General features: G+C 63.3%; 16 protein-coding genes. 5 read left to right on the forward strand and 11 right to left on the reverse strand.

Annotated elements, in window-relative coordinates; all coding sequences use genetic code 11:
• Positions 1-48: 48 nt before the first annotated feature.
• A complete protein-coding gene (locus FDM28_RS05390; RefSeq protein ID WP_138513748.1) occupies positions 49-1092 on the reverse strand; it encodes a type IV pilus twitching motility protein PilT in 1044 nt (347 codons plus the stop codon).
• Between the two features lie 47 nt (positions 1093-1139).
• On the opposite strand from FDM28_RS05390, the gene FDM28_RS05395 reads away from it, so the two are divergent.
• Positions 1140-1838 carry a YggS family pyridoxal phosphate-dependent enzyme gene (locus FDM28_RS05395; RefSeq protein ID WP_138513750.1) on the forward strand — a complete coding sequence of 233 codons (699 nt, stop codon included), beginning with the start codon at positions 1140-1142 and terminating at the stop codon, positions 1836-1838.
• Here FDM28_RS05395 and FDM28_RS05400 read toward each other — a convergent pair.
• Genes FDM28_RS05400 through FDM28_RS05410 form a run of 3 tightly spaced genes read right to left on the reverse strand, consistent with a single transcriptional unit; the run spans position 1835 to position 5459 of the window.
• A complete protein-coding gene (locus FDM28_RS05400; RefSeq protein ID WP_138513752.1) occupies positions 1835-2962 on the reverse strand; it encodes an ABC transporter substrate-binding protein in 1128 nt (375 codons plus the stop codon). The genes FDM28_RS05395 and FDM28_RS05400 overlap by 4 nt on opposite strands.
• A 52-nt stretch (positions 2963-3014) precedes the next feature.
• Positions 3015-3485: an Lrp/AsnC ligand binding domain-containing protein gene (locus FDM28_RS05405; protein ID WP_087495399.1), complete on the reverse strand. Its 471-nt coding sequence runs from the start codon at positions 3483-3485 to the stop codon at positions 3015-3017.
• A 9-nt stretch (positions 3486-3494) separates the two neighbouring features.
• On the reverse strand, positions 3495-5459 hold the full coding sequence (locus FDM28_RS05410) for a methyl-accepting chemotaxis protein (protein ID WP_138513754.1): 1965 nt from the start codon (positions 5457-5459) through the stop codon (positions 3495-3497).
• Positions 5460-5874: 415 nt separating this feature from the next.
• On the opposite strand from FDM28_RS05410, the gene FDM28_RS05415 reads away from it, so the two are divergent.
• The gene (locus FDM28_RS05415; protein WP_138513756.1) at positions 5875-8958 is read left to right on the forward strand and encodes an L-glutamate gamma-semialdehyde dehydrogenase; all 3084 of its coding nucleotides are present in this window, start codon (positions 5875-5877) and stop codon (positions 8956-8958) included.
• A gap of 19 nt (positions 8959-8977) precedes the next feature.
• Here the strand turns inward: FDM28_RS05415 and FDM28_RS05420 are convergent, their stop codons facing one another.
• Complete coding sequence (locus FDM28_RS05420; protein WP_138513757.1) at positions 8978-11584, reverse strand: EAL domain-containing protein; 2607 nt, start codon at positions 11582-11584, stop codon at positions 8978-8980.
• Between the two features lie 160 nt (positions 11585-11744).
• On the opposite strand from FDM28_RS05420, the gene FDM28_RS18090 reads away from it, so the two are divergent.
• Complete coding sequence (locus FDM28_RS18090) at positions 11745-13163, forward strand: methyl-accepting chemotaxis protein (protein ID WP_138513759.1); 1419 nt, start codon at positions 11745-11747, stop codon at positions 13161-13163.
• 10 nt (positions 13164-13173) lie between these two features.
• Here FDM28_RS18090 and purT read toward each other — a convergent pair whose 3' ends face one another.
• The 3 genes from purT to FDM28_RS05440 are packed head-to-tail and all read right to left on the reverse strand — an operon-like array spanning position 13174 to position 16370.
• Complete coding sequence (gene purT, locus FDM28_RS05430) at positions 13174-14391, reverse strand: formate-dependent phosphoribosylglycinamide formyltransferase (RefSeq protein WP_138513761.1); 1218 nt, start codon at positions 14389-14391, stop codon at positions 13174-13176.
• Positions 14392-14451: 60 nt separating this feature from the next.
• Positions 14452-15366 carry an arginase gene (gene rocF, locus FDM28_RS05435; RefSeq protein ID WP_138513763.1) on the reverse strand — a complete coding sequence of 305 codons (915 nt, stop codon included), beginning with the start codon at positions 15364-15366 and terminating at the stop codon, positions 14452-14454.
• The gene (locus FDM28_RS05440; protein ID WP_138513765.1) at positions 15363-16370 is read right to left on the reverse strand and encodes an asparaginase; all 1008 of its coding nucleotides are present in this window, start codon (positions 16368-16370) and stop codon (positions 15363-15365) included. Before FDM28_RS05440 ends, rocF begins: the two co-directional genes overlap by 4 nt.
• A gap of 103 nt (positions 16371-16473) precedes the next feature.
• On the opposite strand from FDM28_RS05440, the gene FDM28_RS05445 reads away from it, so the two are divergent.
• Both FDM28_RS05445 and FDM28_RS05450 read left to right on the forward strand, forming a co-directional pair.
• Positions 16474-17328 (forward strand): phytanoyl-CoA dioxygenase family protein, encoded by an 855-nt coding sequence (locus FDM28_RS05445; protein ID WP_138513767.1) that lies wholly within the window; start codon positions 16474-16476, stop codon positions 17326-17328.
• A 152-nt stretch (positions 17329-17480) separates the two neighbouring features.
• On the forward strand, positions 17481-17891 hold the full coding sequence (locus tag FDM28_RS05450) for a hypothetical protein (RefSeq protein WP_138513769.1): 411 nt from the start codon (positions 17481-17483) through the stop codon (positions 17889-17891).
• A gap of 19 nt (positions 17892-17910) precedes the next feature.
• Here the strand turns inward: FDM28_RS05450 and FDM28_RS05455 are convergent, their stop codons facing one another.
• The 3 genes from FDM28_RS05455 to FDM28_RS05465 are packed head-to-tail and all read right to left on the reverse strand — an operon-like array spanning position 17911 to position 20498.
• The gene (locus FDM28_RS05455) at positions 17911-18630 is read right to left on the reverse strand and encodes an LrgB family protein (protein WP_138513772.1); all 720 of its coding nucleotides are present in this window, start codon (positions 18628-18630) and stop codon (positions 17911-17913) included.
• Positions 18623-18991 (reverse strand): CidA/LrgA family protein, encoded by a 369-nt coding sequence (locus FDM28_RS05460; RefSeq protein WP_138513774.1) that lies wholly within the window; start codon positions 18989-18991, stop codon positions 18623-18625. Before FDM28_RS05460 ends, FDM28_RS05455 begins: the two co-directional genes overlap by 8 nt.
• Positions 18992-18995: 4 nt before the next feature.
• Positions 18996-20498: an FAD-linked oxidase C-terminal domain-containing protein gene (locus tag FDM28_RS05465; protein WP_138513776.1), complete on the reverse strand. Its 1503-nt coding sequence runs from the start codon at positions 20496-20498 to the stop codon at positions 18996-18998.
• Positions 20499-20581 lie beyond the last annotated feature (83 nt).

Raw genomic sequence — 20581 nt, forward strand, 5'->3', positions numbered from 1 at the left:
CCTCTGGGGGGCAGCGACCCGCGTAGCGGCGGAGCGTGGGGGTAACAGTCACCCCGGGAAATTCTCGGGAATCTTGGCTTTTCCGCGTGCCTCGGCGGGGCTGATGATGTTGCGTTTGACTAGCTCGGTGAGGTTCTGGTCCAGGGTCTGCATGCCCACGCTGTTGCCGGTCTGGATGGCCGAGTACATCTGCGCCACCTTGGCCTCGCGGATCAGGTTGCGGATGGCGCTGGTGCCCAGCATGATCTCGTGCGCCGCCACGCGGCCTTGGCCGTCTTTGGTTTTGCACAGGGTTTGCGAAATCACGGCCTGCAGTGATTCGGACAGCATGGCCCGCACCATTTCTTTCTCTTCGGCCGGGAACACGTCAATGATCCGGTCAATCGTTTTGGCCGCACTTGAGGTGTGCAGCGTGCCGAACACCAAGTGGCCGGTTTCGGCTGCCGTCATCGCCAAGCGAATGGTTTCCAGGTCGCGCATTTCGCCCACCAGAATCGCGTCCGGGTCTTCGCGCAGGGCGGATTTCAGGGCGGCGGCAAAACTCAGGGTGTGCGGGCCGACTTCGCGCTGGTTGACCAGGCACTTCTTGGATTCGTGCACGAATTCGATGGGGTCTTCCACCGTCAGGATGTGGCCGAACTCGGTTTCGTTCAAGAAGTTCACCATCGCCGCCAGCGTGGTGGACTTGCCGGAGCCGGTAGGGCCGGTGACCAGCACCAAGCCGCGTGGCTTCAGGGCCAGGTCGCCAAAAATCTTGGGGGCGTTGAGCTGCTCCAGCGACAAAATTTTGCTCGGAATCGTCCGGAACACCGCGCCCGCGCCGCGCTGGTGGTTGAAGGCGTTGACGCGAAAGCGCGCCAGACCGTCGATCTCGAACGAGAAGTCGATCTCCAGAAACTCCTCGTACATCTTGCGCTGGGTGTCGTTCATGATGTCGTACACCATGGCGTGCACCTGCTTGTGGTCCAGGGGCTCCACGTTGATGCGGCGCACATCGCCATGCACCCGGATCATGGGCGGCAGGCCGGCCGAGAGGTGCAAGTCAGACGCTTTGTTTTTGACGCTAAATGCGAGCAGCTGGGTAATGTCCACGGAGTCCCTCTCTAGGCGGATGGCAGGTTTGTTACGCTCGGGAGATTATGACGATGATTGCCGACAATCTCCACGCTGTGGCCCAGCGTATTGCACACGCGTGCCAGCAGTGTGACCGCCCGGTGGACGCGGTGCGCCTGCTGGCGGTTTCCAAGACCTTCGGGCCGGACGCGGTGCAGGCGGCCTTTGATGTCGGGCAGCGCGCGTTTGGCGAAAACTACATCCAGGAAGCAGTTGAAAAAATCACCGCTCTACAGGCACTGCCTATCGAGTGGCATTGCATCGGCCCCATCCAGAGCAACAAGACGCGGCTGGTGGCCGAGCATTTCCAGTGGGTGCACACGGTGGACCGCCTCAAGATCGCCCAGCGCCTGAGCGAGCAGCGGCCGGCCCACCTGCCGCCGCTGCAGGTGTGCATTCAGGTGAATGTGGATGGGGGCCCCACCAAGTCGGGTGTGGCGCCGCAAGAGGCGGCTGCGCTGGCTGCAGCGGTGGCGGCCTTGCCACGGCTGCAGTTGCGCGGCATCATGTGCATTCCCGAGCCTGCTCCTGATTTTGTAGCTGCTCGCGCAGTGTTCATGAGCGCTAAGGCGGTATTTGATGCCTTGTTGGCCCAAGGCTTGCCGCTGGATACCCTCTCCATGGGAATGAGCGGCGACCTGGATGCTGCGATTGCCGGTGGCAGCACCATGGTGCGGGTGGGCAGCGCCATCTTCGGCGCGCGCCACTACCCGGCCTCTGCTTAGGTACGCACCCGGCCGTCGCCGGTGAGCATGGTCATTTCCACAAAGGTGGAGGCCACATGGTCGGTTTTGGAGAAGTTCACATTGAAGCCTCCAAAGGGCTGGCCGTTGATGCTCTCCATGGCGCTGATGAGGGCATCCGCACCGCCTTTGCCGCCGCTGCGGCGTAGGCCCTCTGCCAGCACCTTGGCGGACAGGTAGCCCTCCATGCTGGAGAAGTTGGCCTGCACCGCGCCATTGCTTTTGCGCACGGCCTCGGCAAACTCACGTGAAATGGCTTTGTTGCCCACATAGGGCGAGGGCATCACTTGCGACACCACCACGCCGGCAGCGTCTTTGCCCAACTCGTCGGCCAGCGCCTGGGTGCCCACGAAGGACAGGTTGTAAAACCCGCCGCCGTAGCCCGCCTTGCGCGCCGCCCGGATGTAGGCCGCGCAGGATTTGTAGGCGCTCACCTGCACCACTGCCTCCGGCCCCGCGGCGTTGATGGTGGCCACGGCTGCCGCCACATCCACCGAGTTGCGCTCCACCGTGGCCACGGCCACCGGCTTGAGGTTGAGGCTGGCCAGTGCGGCCTGCACCCCGTCGAGCCCGGCTTTGCCGTAGGCATCGTTTTGGTAAAACACCGCCACTTTGGTAATGCCCACATGGTGCAGTTGTTTGACGATGAGGGCGGTCTCGTCGTTGTACGAGGCACGCACATGAAAGGCGTAGCGGTTGAACGGCAGGCGCAGCGCCATGGCACCAGTGAATGGCGCAATAAACGGCACTTTGGCCTTGGTGGCCAGGGGCAGGGCGGCAATGCTGGTGGGCGTGCCCACGTAGGCAAACAGGGCGGCGACGTCGGCCTCCAGTAGCTTGCGGGTGTTTTCCTCGCAGCGGGCGGGTTCGTAGCCGTCGTCCAGGTTACGGATTTCCACTTGCCGCCCGCCAATGCCGCCTTGGGCATTGAGCTGGTCGAAATAGAGCTTAGCGCCCGCATGGAGCTGGATGCCCAGCTGCGCGGCGGGGCCGGTAAAGGCAGCCGACTGGCCCAGCACGATTTTGTCGGCTTGGGCATGTACAGCAGGAAAGCCGGCCAGTGCGGTGGCACCAGCGGCGAAGGAGAATTGACGGCGATTGAGCATAGGCAGATTCTGCTTCAAGACGGAGACGGCCAGTGTCGCGGGCGGCCGCCTGTTACAACTTGAGATGGGTTGTGTTCTTCACTTCTTCCATCACCGCGTAGGTGCGGGTTTCGCGCACACCGGGCAATTGCCAGAGCACCGTGCCTGCAAAGTGGCGGTACGCGGCCATGTCGGCCATGCGGGTTTTGAGCAGGTAGTCAAAGCCGCCAGCCACCATGTGGCACTCCATGATTTCCGAATGCACTTGTACCGCGGCCTTGAAGGCCTCAAAGACATTGGGCGTGGTGCGGTCCAGCAACACCTCTACAAACACCATCATCCCGGCGCCCAGCTTGAGCGGGTTCAGACGTGCTTCGTAACCGAGGATGTAGCCCTCTTTGCTGAGCTTCTGCACACGGGCCAGCACTGCGGTGGGGGAGAGGCCCACCGTTTCGGCCAGTTTCAGGTTGGCAATGCGCCCGTCTGCTTGCAAGCAGCTCAGGATGCGCAGGTCGATGCGGTCAAGTTCGATGTGGTCAATCACATCGTGAGCTTACTTCAGCTTGAAGAAGGACACCTCTTCGGCCAGGCGGGACGCTTGCTCGGACAGCGCAGATGCCGCTGCCGCAGTTTCTTCCACCAGCGCAGCGTTCTGCTGGGTGTTCTGGTCCAAGTCGTGCACGGCTGCGCCTACCTGGTTCACACCCAAAGATTGCTCCTTGGTCGCGTTCGCAATTTCAGTCATCAGACTGTCGATGCGGGCGGCGTTCGTCACGATGTCTTCAATGGTCTTGCCCGCTTCGCCCACCACCAGGCTGCCGCGTTCCACTTGCTCGATGCTGGCGGTAATCAGGCTCTTGATTTCCTTGGCTGCTTCGGCACTGCGGCCCGCGAGCGAGCGCACTTCAGATGCCACCACCGCAAAGCCGCGGCCTTGCTCGCCTGCGCGGGCGGCTTCCACCGCCGCGTTCAGCGCCAGGATGTTGGTCTGGAAGGCGATGCCGTCAATCACGCTGATGATGTCGGCAATCTTGTTGGAAGAGGTATTGATGCCCTGCATGGTGCTCACCACTTGCGAGATCACCTCGCCGCCGCGCTTGGCGGATTGGGCGTTGGAGCGCACGATTTCGGCGGCACCGCTGACCGTGTCGGAGGTGCGCTGCACGGTCTCCGAAATCTGGGTCATGGTGGCCGCCGTTTGTTCCAGCGCAGCCGCGCTGGCCTCAGTGCGGCGGGACAGGTCTTGCGAGGCGGAGGCGATCTCTTCACTGGCCGTATTCACATTTGCAGCACCGTCCAGGGTGTTGCGCACGATCACGCGCAGGCTGGCTTCCATGTCGCGCAGGGTGATCATGAGGTGCGCAGCTTCGTCCTTGCCCCAGGGCGTCGGTGCGGTGACCAGGTTGCCCTGGGTGATTTGCTCCAGGTGGCCGGTGACCTCGCGCAGGCCACCCATCATCACTTTGTAAAACGCCAGCAGCATGTAGAAGGCAATCGCCACAAAGAACACCGCAATGCTCACGCGCATGTTCAGGTCGCTGCGCAGACCCACAATGCGCTCGCCCAAGCGGAGTTCGAGCTGTGCCATCATTTTTTCGTTGAGCTGGCGCTCGGCTTCCAGGGAAGCTGAGCCCATCTTGAGGTAAGCATCGGCGTCGCCTTCCACTTTTACGCCCACCACCTGCTTCCTGCTGGCTTCCTGAAAAGCGTCGTAGGCGTCATCATTGGCCTTCATGCCGAATTTGGCGTCCGCCTCGGGGGTGCCGCCGGTGCTGCGGATATAGGCGTTTTCGACGATGTTGTCGACAAAGCGCAGGATGCCGAAATCCTGGTTAATGCGTTCGGCGATGTACTCGGATTTCTGGCCTGCTTTGAGTGCAGACCATCCCATCACGGACAGCTCGGACACGTTCTCCATCTGCTGTGGGCCGTACAAAACGGCGTAGTTCATCAGGTGGAAGGTTTCCAGCTGCGGGTCCAGGGCCAGTTCGGAGGTGTCGGAAACATGCTCGCCCAACTTCAGCAGTGTGTCGATGTATTCGTTGTGAATATCAAATGTCTCTTGCTCGTCTTTGCCCGTAGGGTTGGCAAGCAGGGCCTGATGCAGCTTTTGTACATTGCCTAGAGCCTCGGCGGTGTCAAGATCCTTGCCCAGTTCTTTGTCAATGGCCTGGAGTTTGCTGAAAGCCTGGGTGACCGCGGTTTGGCTTGCGCTGAGCTCGGGGGACTTGGTGATGGCGTTGAGGCGGCGAAGCTGCGCTTGGCGGATCAGCTCGTGCAGGGGTTTGACGTAGGCCACACCTTGCAGCTCGTGTTCGGTGGTCGCTACCTGCACACGGGTGTTGTTCCAGGTGTCCGCAATCAGCAGCACGATGGGAATCAGAAACATCACTGCAATCCACGCGGACTTGGCAGTGAAATTGAGCTTGCGGAATAACCGGACGCCGGGGGACAACCAGCCGTGGTAGCGAAAGAAAGAACCAAATCCGGCATCGCCGGCCAACGTCGTCTTGCTCACGAAATCCCCTTTATCAAGCGGGTTAATTTAAATGCATCATAACGGTGCGGAACCCGTTCAAACGATTTTGAAAAGGGCTTTGTCGCCTCATTCAAGCTGCCTAAAGCACTTGACTGCGATCAAACCATGTTCCATAGCGATGGCGAAATTCGTCTTCTGGATATCTCGGAGATAGCGTGACGAAATTGAATTGAAAGCCCATTCGCAATATATCAATTTTAATGAAATTAATATAAAAACACAATATAAATGTTTATTGGCTCCAGTAATTGGTGTGAGAAGTGCGATCCGCCTAAATGGACTACACGTTTGACAGATGAATCTACTATCTGATTGTGAAAATTTAGAGAAAAACTCAGATGGATTGTTGAAAGAATAGCGATAAATCATTTCGTTGCCCTGTGCAGGAGTCGCTATGTCCCAACCCGCCCGATCTATCGCGTTCACCCCCGTCCCGCCCCGTTTGCCCACGCCTTATCGCGCGGAAGACCACATCGTCTCTCACCGTTTGCAGATGTTGGAAGGCGCGCTCGACTGGGCCCACGCCGCTCGCAGCGCCGAGCCTTGGGTGCAAGCGGTGCGCGACAACCCGCCCCCCTTTTGGGCGATGGAGAGCCTGCTCAAGGAATACCCCATCTCCAGCGCTGAGGGCCTGGCCCTGATGCGCCTTGCCGAGGCCCTGCTGCGTGTGCCGGATGCCGAAACCGCGATTGCGCTCACCACCGACCAACTGGGCCGCGCCGACTTTGAGGCCAGCGGCGACAAGGTGCTCTCCCGCCTGTCGAGCACCGCCATTGCCCTGTCCAAGCACTTTTTGCCGGATGCGCAGAACGAGCCCGGCTTGATGGCCAAGCTCGGCGCCCGTACGGTGGTGGCCGCCACGCTGCGTGCGGTGCAGCTGCTGGGTCGCCAGTTTGTGCTCGGCCAGACCATGCCGGAGGCGATGAGGGAGGCCGATGTCTCTCGCAAAAAGGCCAATGTGCGCTTCAGCTATGACATGCTCGGCGAAGGCGCCCGCACTGACAAGGACGCGCTGCGCTATCTCAAGAGCTATGCAGATGCTATTGAATTCATAGCTGCTTGCGCAAACAAGACGGGCGCCTTGGCCGAAAATGATGGTATTTCCATCAAGCTCAGCGCCCTCTACCCGCGCTATGAAGACGCGCATCGTCAGGCCGTGCTCGACGAGCTGGTGCCCCGCGTCTGGACGCTGTGCGAAGCCGCAGCTGCCGCCAACATCAACCTCACCATCGACGCTGAAGAGGTGGACCGCCTGGAGCTGTCGCTCGAAGTGCTGGAAGCCCTGCTGGTGAAAGTGGCTGCGCACTGCCCGCAGTGGGCCGGACTGGGGCTGGCCATGCAGGCCTACCAGACCCGTGCGCTGGAGCTGATCGAGCACGTCACCGCGCTGGCTCGCAAATACCAAATCAAGCTGATGTGCCGCCTGGTCAAGGGCGCTTATTGGGATGCCGAGGTCAAGCGCGCCCAAGAGCTGGGCCTGCCGCACTACCCCGTGTTCACCCACAAGCACCACACCGATGTGTCCTACCTGGCCTGCGCCCGTGCGCTGCTGGCGGTGCCCGATGCCATTTACCCCCAGTTCGCCGGGCACAACGCCGGCACCATTGCGGCCATCCTGCAAATGGCGGCCAAGAGCGGTGCGCCCTTTGAGCTGCAGCGCCTGCACGGCATGGGCGAGGGCATCTTCCGCGAGGTGCTTAAGAACCCGCTGGTCGCCTGCCGCGTCTACGCCCCCGTGGGCGCGCACAAAGACTTGCTGGCCTACCTGGTGCGCCGCCTGCTCGAGAACGGCGCCAACTCCAGCTTTGTGCACCAGCTCGCCGACGAATCGGTGGGCATGGGCGAGCTGCTGATTTCACCTTTGCGCCTGGAGCCGCACCCCAGTTTGCCGCTGCCGGCCGACCTGTTCGGCAAGCACCCCGGCAGCCGCGCCAACAGCACCGGGCTGGACTTGACCGTGGCCGCCATGCGCGACCCGCTATTGGCTGCTCTGCAGACCGCGCCTGTGCCGGTGGTGCCGGAGTTTGATGTCAAAAACATCCCTGGCGCCTATGCAAGCTGCGCGAGCAGCTATCAAAAGTGGAGCAAAGTGCCGGTGGAAGAGCGTGCTGCCACCTTGCGGCGCGCCGCCGATGCGCTGCAAACCGCCATGCCGCAGTTTTGCGCGCTCTTGGTGAAAGAAGCCTTCAAGACCTGGGGCGACGCGGTCAGCGAAGTGCGCGAGGCGGTGGACTTCTTGCGCTACTACGCCGACGAGGCGCAGCGCATCATGCAGCCCATTGCTTGTCCCCAAGTGCATGGTGTCACCCATGCACCCTCCGCATCCCAGGCGAACGCCCAAGCGGGTTACCAATACGGCGTGACCGGCGAAACCAACACCTTGCGCCTCACCGCGCGTGGCGTGTGGGTGTGCATCAGCCCGTGGAACTTCCCGCTGGCCATCTTCATGGGCCAGGTCGCTGCGGCCTTGGCCACCGGTAACACCGTGCTGGCCAAGCCGGCTGAGCAAACTCCGGGCGTGGCCAAAGCTGCGGTGGATTTGATGGTGGCTGCCGGTGTGCCAGCTGACGCGTTGCAGCTCTTGCACGGCGCTGGCGAAACTGTGGGTGCGGCGCTTGTAGCCCAGCCCGGCGTGGCCGGTGTGGTGTTCACCGGCTCCACCCAAGTGGCCAAAATCATCCAGCGTGCGCTGGCCGCCAAAGACGGCCCCATCGTTCCGCTGATTGCCGAGACCGGCGGCATCAACGCCATGCTGGTGGACAGCAGCGCGCTGCCTGAGCAGGTGGTGGATGCGGTGGTGCAAAGCGCCTTCCGCTCCGCCGGCCAGCGCTGCTCCGCGCTGCGCCTGCTGGTGGTGCACGGCGCGATTGCGGATGGGGTGATCGAGATGCTGCAAGGCGCAGCGCAAGAGCTGCAGGCCGGCAACCCGGCCGACCTGGCCACCGACCTGGGCCCGGTGATTGACCGCGAAGCCTTTGACAATATCCAGCGCCACATCAGTCGTCTTCAGATGGAATCAAAAGTGCTGGTCGGGGCGGGCGCGGCGCAAAGCGCGTTGCCGCGCCCACTCATCGCAAACCTGATCGCGCCGCATGCGTTTGAGGTGGCGAGCATTGCGCAGGTGAAGGCCGAAATCTTCGGCCCCGTGTTGCAAGTGGTGCGCTGGGACGGTAACCCCGAAGACGTGATCGCCCAGATCAACGCGCTGGGCTATGGCCTGACCTTGGGCATCCAGACCCGCATCGACAGCCGTGCCCAAGCGCTGGCCGCTGCCGCCCACGTGGGCAACATCTACATCAACCGCAACATGATCGGCGCGGTGGTGGGGGTGCAGCCCTTCGGTGGCGAAGGCCTGTCAGGCACTGGCCCCAAAGCCGGTGGCCCGCACTACCTCTACCGCTTCTGCGCCGAGCAAACGGTGACGGTGAACACCACGGCCGCCGGCGGCAACGCGGCACTGCTAGCCAGCTTGCACTAACCAGAGTGCTGCGCCCGGATTAGAGGGGGCCGGGCCCGGTCTGGACGGGCGGGTGGCGGATGAAGTCGGGCACGTAGGGCGCCCCGTCCAGCACCTGCCGCAGGGCTTGCCGCATGGTGCGCAGGCCGGCGGATTTGGGGCAGTAGCCGTTGGCGCCGGCGGCTACTGCCGCCTCGTAATCGGCCGGGTCTTCCGAGCCGGCGACTACCAACACCGGCAGGGCCGGTTGCATTTGGCGGATCTGGCGGATGGTGGGGATGCCACCCAGCGGGTGCATCTCCAGGTCGATCAGCACGGCCTTGATGCGGACATGGTTTTCCAGCAGCTCCAGGCCTTGTGCGCCGTCACTGGCCTCCAGCACGTCCACTGCTGGCTGCATCTGTTGCAGGGCGGCCACCATCCCTTTGCGGACAATGGGGTGGTCATCAATCACAAGCAGTTGCATGCCTGCGAGTGTAGTCTGCGGCAGCCAGCGTTCGTCAGTGCCGGGGGTGCTCAGCAGGGCTTCCAGCTCATGCGGGGGCAGGGGCTTGGAGAACAGGTAGCCCTGCGCAAAATCGCAGCCCACCTCCAGCAGCAAATCACGTTGCTGTGCAGTTTCCACCCCTTCGGCCACCACGCGCAGGCCCATGGCGTGGGCCATGACCACCATGGCTTTGCACAAGATGAAGTGCGTGCTGTGGGGGGCCAGGCCATGCACAAAAGATTTGTCGATTTTGATGAAATCGATATCCAGCTTTTGCAGGTAGGCCAGCGAGGAGTAGCCGGTGCCGAAGTCATCCAGCGCGACCTGGATGCCGGCGTCCCGCCACTCCAGCAGTTGGCGGGTGACGGCTTCGTCGGCGTCCAGCATCAGGCCTTCGGTGATTTCCACCACCATGGCGGCTCCCGGCAGGCCCATGCGGTGCAGGCGCTGCACCCAGCTGCGCTCCCCGGAGCAGGGCCGGCGGAACTGCACGGGCGAGCTGTTGATGCTGATCTGAAAGTGGGGGTGCAGGCTGCGCCGCCACACCTGCAGTTGGCTGGCGACCTGGTCGAACACCCAGTCGCCGATGTCCACAATCAGTTCGCTGCTCTCGGCCACCGGAATGAATTCGGCAGGGCTGATCATGCCGCGCACCGGGTGGCGCCAGCGCAGCAAGGCCTCTGCCTTGCGCACGTGGCCGGTGGCCAGCTCCACAATGGGCTGGTAGTGCAGCTCCAGCTGCCGGCGCTCCAGGGCGTCGTGCAGGTCGTTGGCAATGCGTGCGCGCTGCATGGCGGCTTCGTGCAGTGCCGGCGTGAAGTAGCTGAAGCGGTTGCGCCCGGCGTTTTTGGCGTCGTAGAGCGCCTGGTCTGCGTTCTTGTAGAGCGACTCCACTTCGGAGCCGTCGTCCGGGCACAGGGTGACGCCGATGCTGGCCGACACAAACATGCGCTCCCGCCCCAGCTCAAACGGGGCGGCCATGGTTTGCAATAGTTTTTGCAGCAAGGGCTCCAGCCGGTCGCCCGCGTCCAGCTCGGTGATGAGCAGGGTGAACTCGTCGCCGCCCATGCGGGCCACGGTGTCGTGCTCACGCACGCAGCCCCGCAGCCGCCGCGCGGCTTCCACCAGGAGCGCATCGCCGTTGTCGTGGCCCAGGGTGTCGTTCACTTCTTTAAAGTGGTCCAGGTCCATGAACAGCACGGCGAGCTTTTTGCCGTCGCGCCGGTTGCGCTTGATTTCCTGCTCGATGCGGTCGCGCAGCATGCGCCGGTTGGGCAGGCCGGTGAGCGGGTCAAAGTAGGCGTGCTGGCGGATTTGCGCCTCGGCTTCTTTGCGGGCGGTGATGTCGGTGTGGGTGCCCAGCATGCGCAGAGGGCGGCCGTCAGCGTCGCGGCTGACCACCATGCCGCGGGTCATGATCCACTTCCAGCTGCCATCTTTGCAGCGCACCCGGTGCTCGTTGTAGTAGGTGGGCGTTTGGCCGTCGAAGTGGGCCTGCCGGTCGTTGAACATTTGCGCCACGTCTTCCGGGTGGGTGCGGCTGTCCAGGGTGTCGGGGTGTTGCTGCAGATCTTCTTCGGTGTAGCCGTACATCTCTACCAGGCGCTTGGAGAAGTATTCGCGCTGGTCTTGGATGTGCCAGTCCCACACGCCGTCGCCGGTGCTTTCCAGCGCCAGCTTCCAGCGCTCTTCGCTGGTGTGGAGCTGGGCTTCGGCCTGTTTGCGCTGGTCGATGTCCACATGGGTGCCGATCATGCGCAAGGGGCGGCCCTCCGCGTCGCGGCGCACCACCATGCCGCTGGTGAGTATCCATTTCCAGCTGCCGTTCTTGCAGCGCAGGCGAAATTCGGTGGAGTAGGTGGGGGAGCGCCCTTCTATATAGGCGTTGTAGGTTTCTTTGACCCGCTCCAAGTCGTCGGGGTGGATGCGCTCTACAAAAGTTTGGTTGTGCGCAGCCACTTCACCATGCTGGTAGCCGAGCATTTCCAGCCAGCGGCGGGAGTGCATTTGCACACCGGTTTCGATATTCCAGTCCCAGGCGCCGGCCCCCGAGCCTTCCAATGCCAATTTCCAGAGGCTGGCGTCATCGTCGTCAAACCGCGCCTCATCCCACCGAGGTGTGGCGGTTGGTGGGGGGGATGGGGGTTTTGGAGATGTCACAAACAGGCCAAGAGTGCTAGTTTCACTGTACCTGAATGGGCGAAATCCGTAAGCATTCTGGTGGTGCGAAAAAGTATCAGTACTTGTTTTCTTGCGTTGGATCACAGCAATTGCGTTAAAATTCGTTAATATTGAAATATTTGTTTTATCGAGGCCATTTATGTTTTCCAAACAGTCCACCCAAAGCAGCACCGAGGCCCTCGCCCAGTTGGGCGATCGGGTGTTGCTGAGCTACATCGTGCTGTCGGCCATTGCCGCTGTGGCTTTGGGTGTGCAGTTTGTCGATAGCGGGCTCGCCATCGCGGCGACGGTGCTGTTGCTGGCCATCGCGTTCGGGGTGTTCGCCATGGCGCGCTACACCGTGTTGAGCCGCTTTGTGCTGGCTTTTGTGATGGTGGCGTTCGTGGCGCTGCATATCCAGTTGGCGCGTGGCATGGAGGAAATGCACTTCGGCGTGTTTGTGTCGCTGGCCCTGTTTTTAACCTACCGCGACTGGCGGGTCATTGTGTTTGCCGCAGCACTCTATGCGGTGCACCATGTGATGTTTGACCGCCTGCAGGCTGCCGGCTTTGGCTTGTATTGCATTGCCCAGCCCGACTTCGGGCGGGTGGTGATTCATGCGGTGTACGTGGTCATCCAGACCAGCGTGCAATCGGTCATGGCCATCAACATGGCGAAAGCGGCCCGCGAGGGGGACGAGTTGCGGGTGCTGGTGGCCCAGGTGAACCGCGATGACACCATCGACCTGAATGTGCACGAAGTGCAAACCACCACCAAAGGTGGCGACATGTTGCGCGCCACCCTGGCCCGCATGGAAACAGCCGTGGCCGCTGTGCGCAGCAGCACTGCCAATATTGACGTAGCTTGCTCCGAGATTGCCATGGGCAACCAGGACCTGAGCAACCGCACCGAGCAAACCGCCGCCAACCTGCAGCGCACCGCCAGCAGCATGAACCAGCTGACCCATGTGGTGCACCAGTCTGCCGACAATGCCCGCGAAGCCAATACCCTGGCCCTGGCGGCCAGCAACACCGCCGCCAAGGGCGGCGAAGTGGTGAGCGAAGTGGTGGAAACCATGAAGGGCATCAACGAATCCAGCCGCAAGATCAGCGACATCATCAGCGTGATTGACGGCATTGCCTTCCAAACCAACATCCTGGCGCTGAATGCGGCGGTGGAAGCCGCCCGTGCCGGCGAGCAAGGCCGGGGCTTTGCGGTGGTGGCCAGCGAGGTGCGCTCACTGGCGGGCCGCAGTGCGGAGGCGGCCAAGGAAATCAAGACGCTCATCAACACCAGCGTGGAGCGGGTGGAGCAGGGCAGCACGCTGGTGAACCACGCGGGCGAAACCATGACCGAAGTGGTCAGCAGCATCCGCCGGGTGACAGACATCATGGGTGAAATCAGCGCCGCCAGCGCTGCGCAAGCGCAAGGCGTGGCCGAGGTGAGCGATGCGGTGACCCAGATGGACCAAGCCACCCAGCAAAACGCGGCCTTGGTGGAAGAAATGGCCGCTGCCGCCGGCAGCCTGCGCACCCAGGCACAAGACCTGGTGCAGACCGTGGCGGTGTTCCACCGCTAAGCGCAGGGGCTTAAGCCGAGCGGGGCTTGACCTTGCTGGCCGCCAGTTTGGCGTTGGCGCGGGCGGTGTCGGTATCCGTGGCGCGGGCCAGGGCCACGCCCATGCGGCGTTTGGTAAAACTCTCGGGTTTGCCGAACAGGCGCAGGTCGGTGTTGGGCACCGCCAGCGCTTGCTCCACGCCGTCAAACACAATGCCTTTGGCCTCTACACCGCCGTAGATCACGGCGCTGGCGCCGGGGTTGCGCAATGAGGTGTCCACCGGCAGACCCAGAATGGCGCGGGCGTGCAGCTCAAATTCGCTTTGGTGCTGGGTGCACAAGGTCACCAGGCCGGTGTCGTGCGGGCGGGGGCTCACTTCGCTGAACCACACTTGCTCGCCTTTGACAAACAGCTCTACACCGAACAAGCCCTGGCCGCCGAGGTTGTCAGTCACCGCCTTGGACACTTCGCGCGCACGCTCCAGCGCGGCGGGGTGCATGGCCATGGGTTGCCAGCTTTCCACATAGTCGCCGCTGACCTGGATGTGGCCGATGGGGTCGCAAAAGCTGGTGACGATCTGGCCATCCGCGCCCACCGAGCGCACGGTGAGCTGGGTGATTTCGTAATCGAAATCGATAAAGCCTTCCACAATCACACGGCCATGGCTGACGCGGCCGCCGGCCATGGCGTAGTCCCAGGCTTTTTGCACATCGGCGGGGCCGTCGATCTTGCTTTGGCCCTTGCCGGAGCTGCTCATCACTGGTTTGACGATGCAGGGGTAGCCGATGCCCGGCTTGCCATCCACACCCTCAATAGCCGCTTGCAGCTCGGCCAGCGAGTCACAGAATTGATAGGGGCTGGTGGGCAGGCCCAGGGTTTCGGCGGCCAGGCGGCGAATGCCCTCGCGGTCCATGGTCAGGCGGGCCGCGCGGGCCGTGGGAATCACGCGCACGGTGCCGGCGGCTTCCAGCTCTTCGAGCATGGGGGTGGCAATCGCTTCAATCTCGGGCACGACCAGCATGGGGCGCTCAGCTTCGATCAAGGCCTTGAGCTGGGCCGGGTCGCTCATGGTGATGGTGCGCGCGTGGTGGGCCACCTGCTGGCCAGGGGCGTTGTCATATCGGTCCACCGCAATGGTTTCCACGCCCAGGCGCTGCAGCGCTATCAGCACTTCTTTGCCCAGCTCGCCGCTGCCCAGCAGCATGACTTTGGTGGCGTGGGGGGAGAGGGGGGTTCCAAGAGTGGTCATGGCAAATAAATTCAAAACAGGGGTAAATGTGACGGGTGCAGCTGCGTATTGTCGCTGGGCTTATTTGCGCATCAGAGTGCTCTTGCCGAACAGCGATTCAATCAGGTCCACCGCCACCTCGGCGGTGCGGTTGCGCTCGTCCAGCGCGGGGTTCAGCTCAAACACATCCAGGCTCGCCATGCGGCCCGTGTCGGCAATCATCTCCATGCAGAGCTGGGCCTCGCGGTAGGTGGGGCCGCCGCGCACGGTGGTGCCCACGCCGGGCGCAATGTCGGGGTCCAGAAAGTCCACGTCAAAGCTCACATGCAAGTGGGTGTTGCTGTCGATCAGGGCCAAGGCCAACTCCATCGCCGCTCGCATGCCCATCTCGTCGATGTAGCGCATGTCAAAAACCTCGAGGTCCTGCTCATGCACAAAACGCTTCTCGCCCTCGTCCACACTGCGGATACCGATCTGGCGCACCCACTTGGGTGAAATGGCCGGCACCTGGCCACCAATCTCAATCAGCTCCTGCGGCCCGAAGCCGCACAGGCAGGCCACGGGCATGCCATGGATGTTGCCGCTGGGCGTGAGGGTGTTGGTGTTGAAGTCGGCATGCGCGTCCAGCCACAGCACGCGCAGTTTCTTGCCCACGTCGCGGCAGTGGCGTGCCACGGCGCTGATGGAGCCTATGCCCAGGCAATGGTCACCGCCCAGCACGATGGGCAGGCGCCCGTCCTGCAGCTCGGCGTACACGGCGTCGTGCAGGCTGCGGTTCCACGCGGTCACCTCGGCCAGGTGGCGGTAGCCGTTCACGGGCGGTAGCCAGGGGTTGCTGGGGCCGCTGAGGTTGCCTTTGTCCAGTACCTCCAGCCCATGGCCCTGCAGCACGCTGGTGATGTTGGCCACGCGCAGGGCTTCGGGCCCCATGCTGGCACCGCGGCTGCCCGCGCCAATGTCGGTGGGCGCGCCTATGAGGCTGATCTTGGTGTTCATGGGGTCTCCAGTTGGAAGACAGGGAGCCGCTCGCCCACCAGCAGGCCGCGCGCGTTGCGAATTTCGGCCGCGCGCCAGGGTCGCAGTGCGGCGCGTTGCGCATCGTCTAGCCAGCCCAGTTGGTCCAGGATCTCCACGCTGGCCGCAAACAGCGCGGGCTTGTTGCCGTCAATGATCTTGAGCGCAAAGGCCTCGCCGCGGCTCTTGCTGCCCACCACCTGCACGCCGTCCGCGCCCACCTTGCTGACCCAGTCGCCCCGGCCCACCCGCATGAAATCCAGGTCGTTGCGGCCGGTGCCGCTCACCATCTCGGGGTGGGCGGTCATGGCCTCGCTCAGCAGTGCAAAGCTGGCGCCAAACTCAGCGTCTTGCGCGCCGCTGGCCAGGCGTGCGTAACCGCGTGCGAGTTTGGAGAGGGGCATCGCGAAGTTGGGTGCCGAGCAGCCGTCAATGCCACGCGGCATGTCCTGCACGTCCATGCCCACGGCACGCGCCACATCGCGCGCTATGGCCTGCTGCAGCGGGTGGTCGGCTGCGGTGTAGTCGTCCAGCGGCAGGCCGTGCTGCACGCAATAGGCCACAAAGCCTGCGTGCTTGCCGCTGCAGTTGTTGTGCGCCTCGGTGACCGCCAGGCCTTCTGGCGCGCCCTTGTCAAAGTAGCTAAACAGCAGCGGCACATGGCAGCCGCAACGCAGCGTCTTGTAGGTGTGGCCCGCCTTGGCCAGCATGCTGTTCGCGCCATCCACATGCATGGCTTCGCCGTTGTGGCTGGCGCACAGCAATGCGTTCTCCGCCTGGGTAAAGCCAAACTGCGCAGGGCCGCCCGCTTCCACAAAGGGCAGGGCTTGCAGTGCCTTGAGGGTGGAGCGGGTAAAGGTAACCAGGTGCGGGTCACCCGCAAAGGCTTTGAGCTGGCCGGCGCGGTTGACGACGGCCACGGCGCCAAAGTGCAGGCATTCGGGCGTGCCGCCACGGGTGAGCTGGATCAGGGGGGTGAGGTTCATGGGCTAACGGTCTCCTGCGCACAAGCGTATCCGAATTGCTCCGGTTTGTGCCCCGGCTGTCTATACTGAAACGCTATTGCCACAGCCCCACTTTGCATAGCCCATGTTGATCGAAGACCAGAAAACCCGCTACCACGAGGATGGCTTCCTCATCCTGCCGAACTTCAAGTCCGCCGCCGAGATCGCTGCCGTGCGCGCCCGGGCCGAGGCCATCGTTGACGCCTTTGACCCGAACGAGAGCAAAACCATCTTCACCACCAACGACCAGGTGCGCCAGGTGGACCGCTACTTTCTCGATTCGGCCAACCGCGTCAGCTGCTTTTTTGAGGAAGAGGCTTTCGGGCCGGACGGCGAGCTGCGCCAGGCCAAGGCCCTGTCCATCAACAAAATCGGTCACGCGCTGCACGACCAGGATCCGGTGTTCGAGGCCTTCAGCCACGGCGCCGCGCTGGCCGAAGTGGCGGCCGACGTGGGGCTGACCCGGCCGCAGGTCTGGCAGTCCATGTACATCTTCAAGCAGCCCGGCATTGGCGGCGAAGTGGGCTGGCACCAGGACGCCACGTTTTTTGATACCACGCCCATCAGCGTGACCACCTTCTGGTTTGCGTTGGAAGACGCCACGCTGGCCAACGGCTGCCTGTGGACCGAACCCGGCGGTCACCGCGGCCCGCGCGGCGTGCTGCGCGAGCGCTTCGAGCGCCGTGGCGACACCATCACCATGAAGAAGCTCGACGCCACGCCCTGGCCTGCGAGCAATGTGAATGCGATACCGCTGGAAGTGAAGGCCGGCGCGCTGGTGGTCTTCCATGGCCTGCTGCCGCACTACAGCGCGCCCAACCGCTCGGCGGTGTCGCGCCACGCCTACACGCTGCACGCGACCGATGCCGGCACGCAGTACGCGTCGACCAACTGGCTGCAGCGCGGGCCCGACGACCCGGTGCGCGGGTTCTTGATCTGATTTGCTATTGTTTTGATAGCTGTTTGCGCATATTTCTAGAGCGCTAGGGCTCTTTTTGATAGGGAAGATGACGGGGAAGAGGGGGCTTTTTCGGCTTTTCAAGCCGGTGGGCTTGTGCCACACTAGGTCTCTGCTCGTGTCAGGAGTGCGCCATGAGAGCTGTTGTCTTCGCATCCTTCTGCTGTGCCGCCCTGCCGGGGCCGGTGTGCGGGCAAGAGCTGATCTCACTCAACAAGCTGCCCTCCGGCGCCGCGCCCTCGCTCAACCAGTCGGACCGCGGCTTGCTCGCCAAGGCAGACTCTGACCGCAAGTCCATCGAACTCTCTCTGCAAAACACCTTGGTGGCTTTTGACACCCGGCACGATGGCGGGCGCAAAAAGCTGGGCGTGGCGCTCACGTCGTTCAGCCACAGCCCCTTGGAGCTGGCCTACGACCCCAGCGGCAAAAGCCTGATGGCGCAGTGGCGCTCGGTGTACACCACCGCGGCCGGCCAGTCGTTCCAGTACCAGGCCTTCGTGGGCGAGTCGGGTGCGATCAACTTTGTGATCAGCTCCAAATTTTGAGTGCGCTGCCTACAGGGCTTCAGCGGAAAAACAAGGGCAGCAACAAGGCCGCCAGCACCACCTGCAGCCCCAGCGCCAGTCCGGCGTAGGCGCCTGCATCCGGGTTCACTTGCAAAGCCCGCGCGGCGCCAATGCCGTGTGATGCGGTGCCTAGCGCAAAACCACGGGCGGCCCAGCCGGACGGGGTGTAGGGCAGCCGCAGCAGGGTGAAGAGGGCTTTGGCACTCAAGGCGCCGATCAAGCCGGTCAACATGGCAAACACGGCAGAGAGGGCCGGGATGCCGCCGATTTTTTCGGCAATCCCCATCGCCACCGGCGCGGTGACCGACTTGGGCGCCATGGAGAGTAGCACCTCCTGCGGCAAGTCCAGCGCCCAGCTCAGCGCAAGTGCCGACCCGCTGGCCGCACCGCCACCCAGCAACGCCGCCAGTAGCAGGCGCCCCCAGCGCTGGCGCACCTCCGTCCGCCGCTGCCACAGAGGCCAGCCCAGTGCGACCACCGCCGGCCCCAGCAAAAAGTGGATGAACTGCGCGCCTGAAAAATAGCCCGGGTACGACGTGCCGGTGGCCAGCAGCAAGCCCGCCAGCGTGACCACGCTCCACAGCACCGGGTTGGCCCAAGCCGCCTGGCCGCTGCGCAGGTAGAGCGCATGCGCCAGCACATACACGCTGAGGGTGGCCGTCAGCCCGAACAGTGGCGTGGCCGACAGGTAGACCCAGAGGGCCACCACTTCAGACATGGGGCGGGTTCTCGGGTGGGCTATCGCCGCGATTCAGGGCGTAGAGGGTGAGTGCGCTCACCGCCATGCCGATCCAGGTGGACAGCACCAGCACTACGGCAATGCGCCCGCCGTACTGGCTGAGCAGGTGCAAGTGCGTCATCACGCCCACCCCCACCGGAATGAACAGCAGCGAGAGGTGGTTGAGCAAAAAGCCTGCGCATTCGCTCACCGGCTCACGCACCACCTGCCAGCGCAGCGCGCCCAGCAAGAGCACCATGCCCACCACCGGGCCGGGAAACGGCAGGTGCAAGGCACGCGCCAGCAGTTCGCCGGCGCTTTGAATCACCAGCAGCCATGCCAATCCGCGCAAACCTTGCATGGGGCTAGAACCGGGGCAGGTCCGGGTGCTTGATCTTGCCGCCGCGCACCAGCTCTTTGCCGTATTCGGCGCAGCGGTGCAGGGTGGGAATCACCTTGCCGGGGTTGAGCAGACTTTTCGGGTCAAAGGCTTCCTTGAGGGCAAACATCTGCGCGTTTTCTTCCGCGCTGAACTGCACGCACATGCTGTTGAGCTTTTCCACGCCCACGCCGTGTTCGCCGGTCACCGTGCCGCCCATGGCCACGCTGGTTTCCAGAATGTCGGCACCAAACAGCTCGCAGCGGTGCAGCTGGTCGGGGTCGTTGGCATCAAACATGATGAGCGGGTGCAGATTGCCGTCGCCCGCGTGGAACACGTTGGCGCAGCGCAGCTGGTATTTTTTCTCCATCTCCGCAATCGCCAGCAGGATGTCGGCCAGCCGTGCGCGGGGAATGGTGCTGTCCATGCACATGTAGTCGGGGCTGATGCGGCCGCTGGCGGGGAAGGCGTTTTTGCGCCCGCTCCAGAAGCGCAGGCGCTCGGCCTCGCTGTTGCTCACCGCAATGCCGGTGGCGCCGGCGCCGCGTAGCACCTCGCTCATGCGGCCGATTTCTTCTTCCACCTCTTCGGGGGTGCCGTCGCTCTCGCACAGCAGAATGGCTTCGGCACTCAGGTCGTAGCCCGCGTGCACAAAGTCTTCCACCGCCGCGGTCATGGGCTTGTCCATCATCTCCAGCCCGGCGGGGATGATGCCAGCGGCAATCACCGCCGCCACCGCGTCGCCCGCTTTGCGCAGGTCGTCAAAGCTGGCCATGATGCAGCGGGCCAGCTGGGGCTTGGGCACCAGTTTCACGGTGACTTCGGTGGTCACGGCGAGCATGCCTTCGCTGCCGACCACCACACTCATCAGGTCGTAGCCGGGGGTGTCCAGCGCGTCGCCGCCAAACTCGATGGGCTCCCCCTCCATGGTGAAGCCGCGCACTTTGAGCACATTGGGCAGTGTGAGGCCGTATTTGAGGCAGTGCACGCCGCCCGAGTTCTCGGCCACGTTGCCGCCAATGGTGCAGGCAATCTGGCTGCTGGGGTCGGGGGCGTAGTACAGGCCATGGGGGGCCGCCGCTTCGCTGATGGCCAAGTTGCGCACGCCGCACTGCACCACCGCCGTGCGGCTGCGTGCGTCCACTTTCAGAATTTTGTTGAACTTGGCCAGCGACAAGGTCACCCCCAGCGCATGGGGCATGGCCCCACCCGAGAGCCCGGTGCCCGCACCGCGTGCCACCACCGGCACGTTCAGGCGGTGGCAGGCTTTGAGCACTGCGGCGACCTGGTCTTCGGTTTCCGGCAAGGCCACCAGCAGGGGGCGCTGGCGGTAGGCGGTCAGGCCGTCGCACTCGTAGGGTGTGGTGTCTTCAGTCTGGTACAGCAGCGCATGCTTGGGAAAATAGGCCTCTAGCGCAGGCAGGATCTGCGCGAGCAGCTCTCTTTTTTGTAGCATTTCCTGGGCGGTAGGGGCAAGAGGGGCATTCATACGGATTTCCGGGGACGGCTGCGGAGAGTCTCACTCTAAAAGAAAGCGGCGCTCCGCGGTGTGAAGAAACTTGCAGCTCCGCG

Source organism: Rhodoferax bucti (assembly GCF_005876985.1).
GTDB lineage: Bacteria > Pseudomonadota > Gammaproteobacteria > Burkholderiales > Burkholderiaceae_C > Allorhodoferax > Allorhodoferax bucti.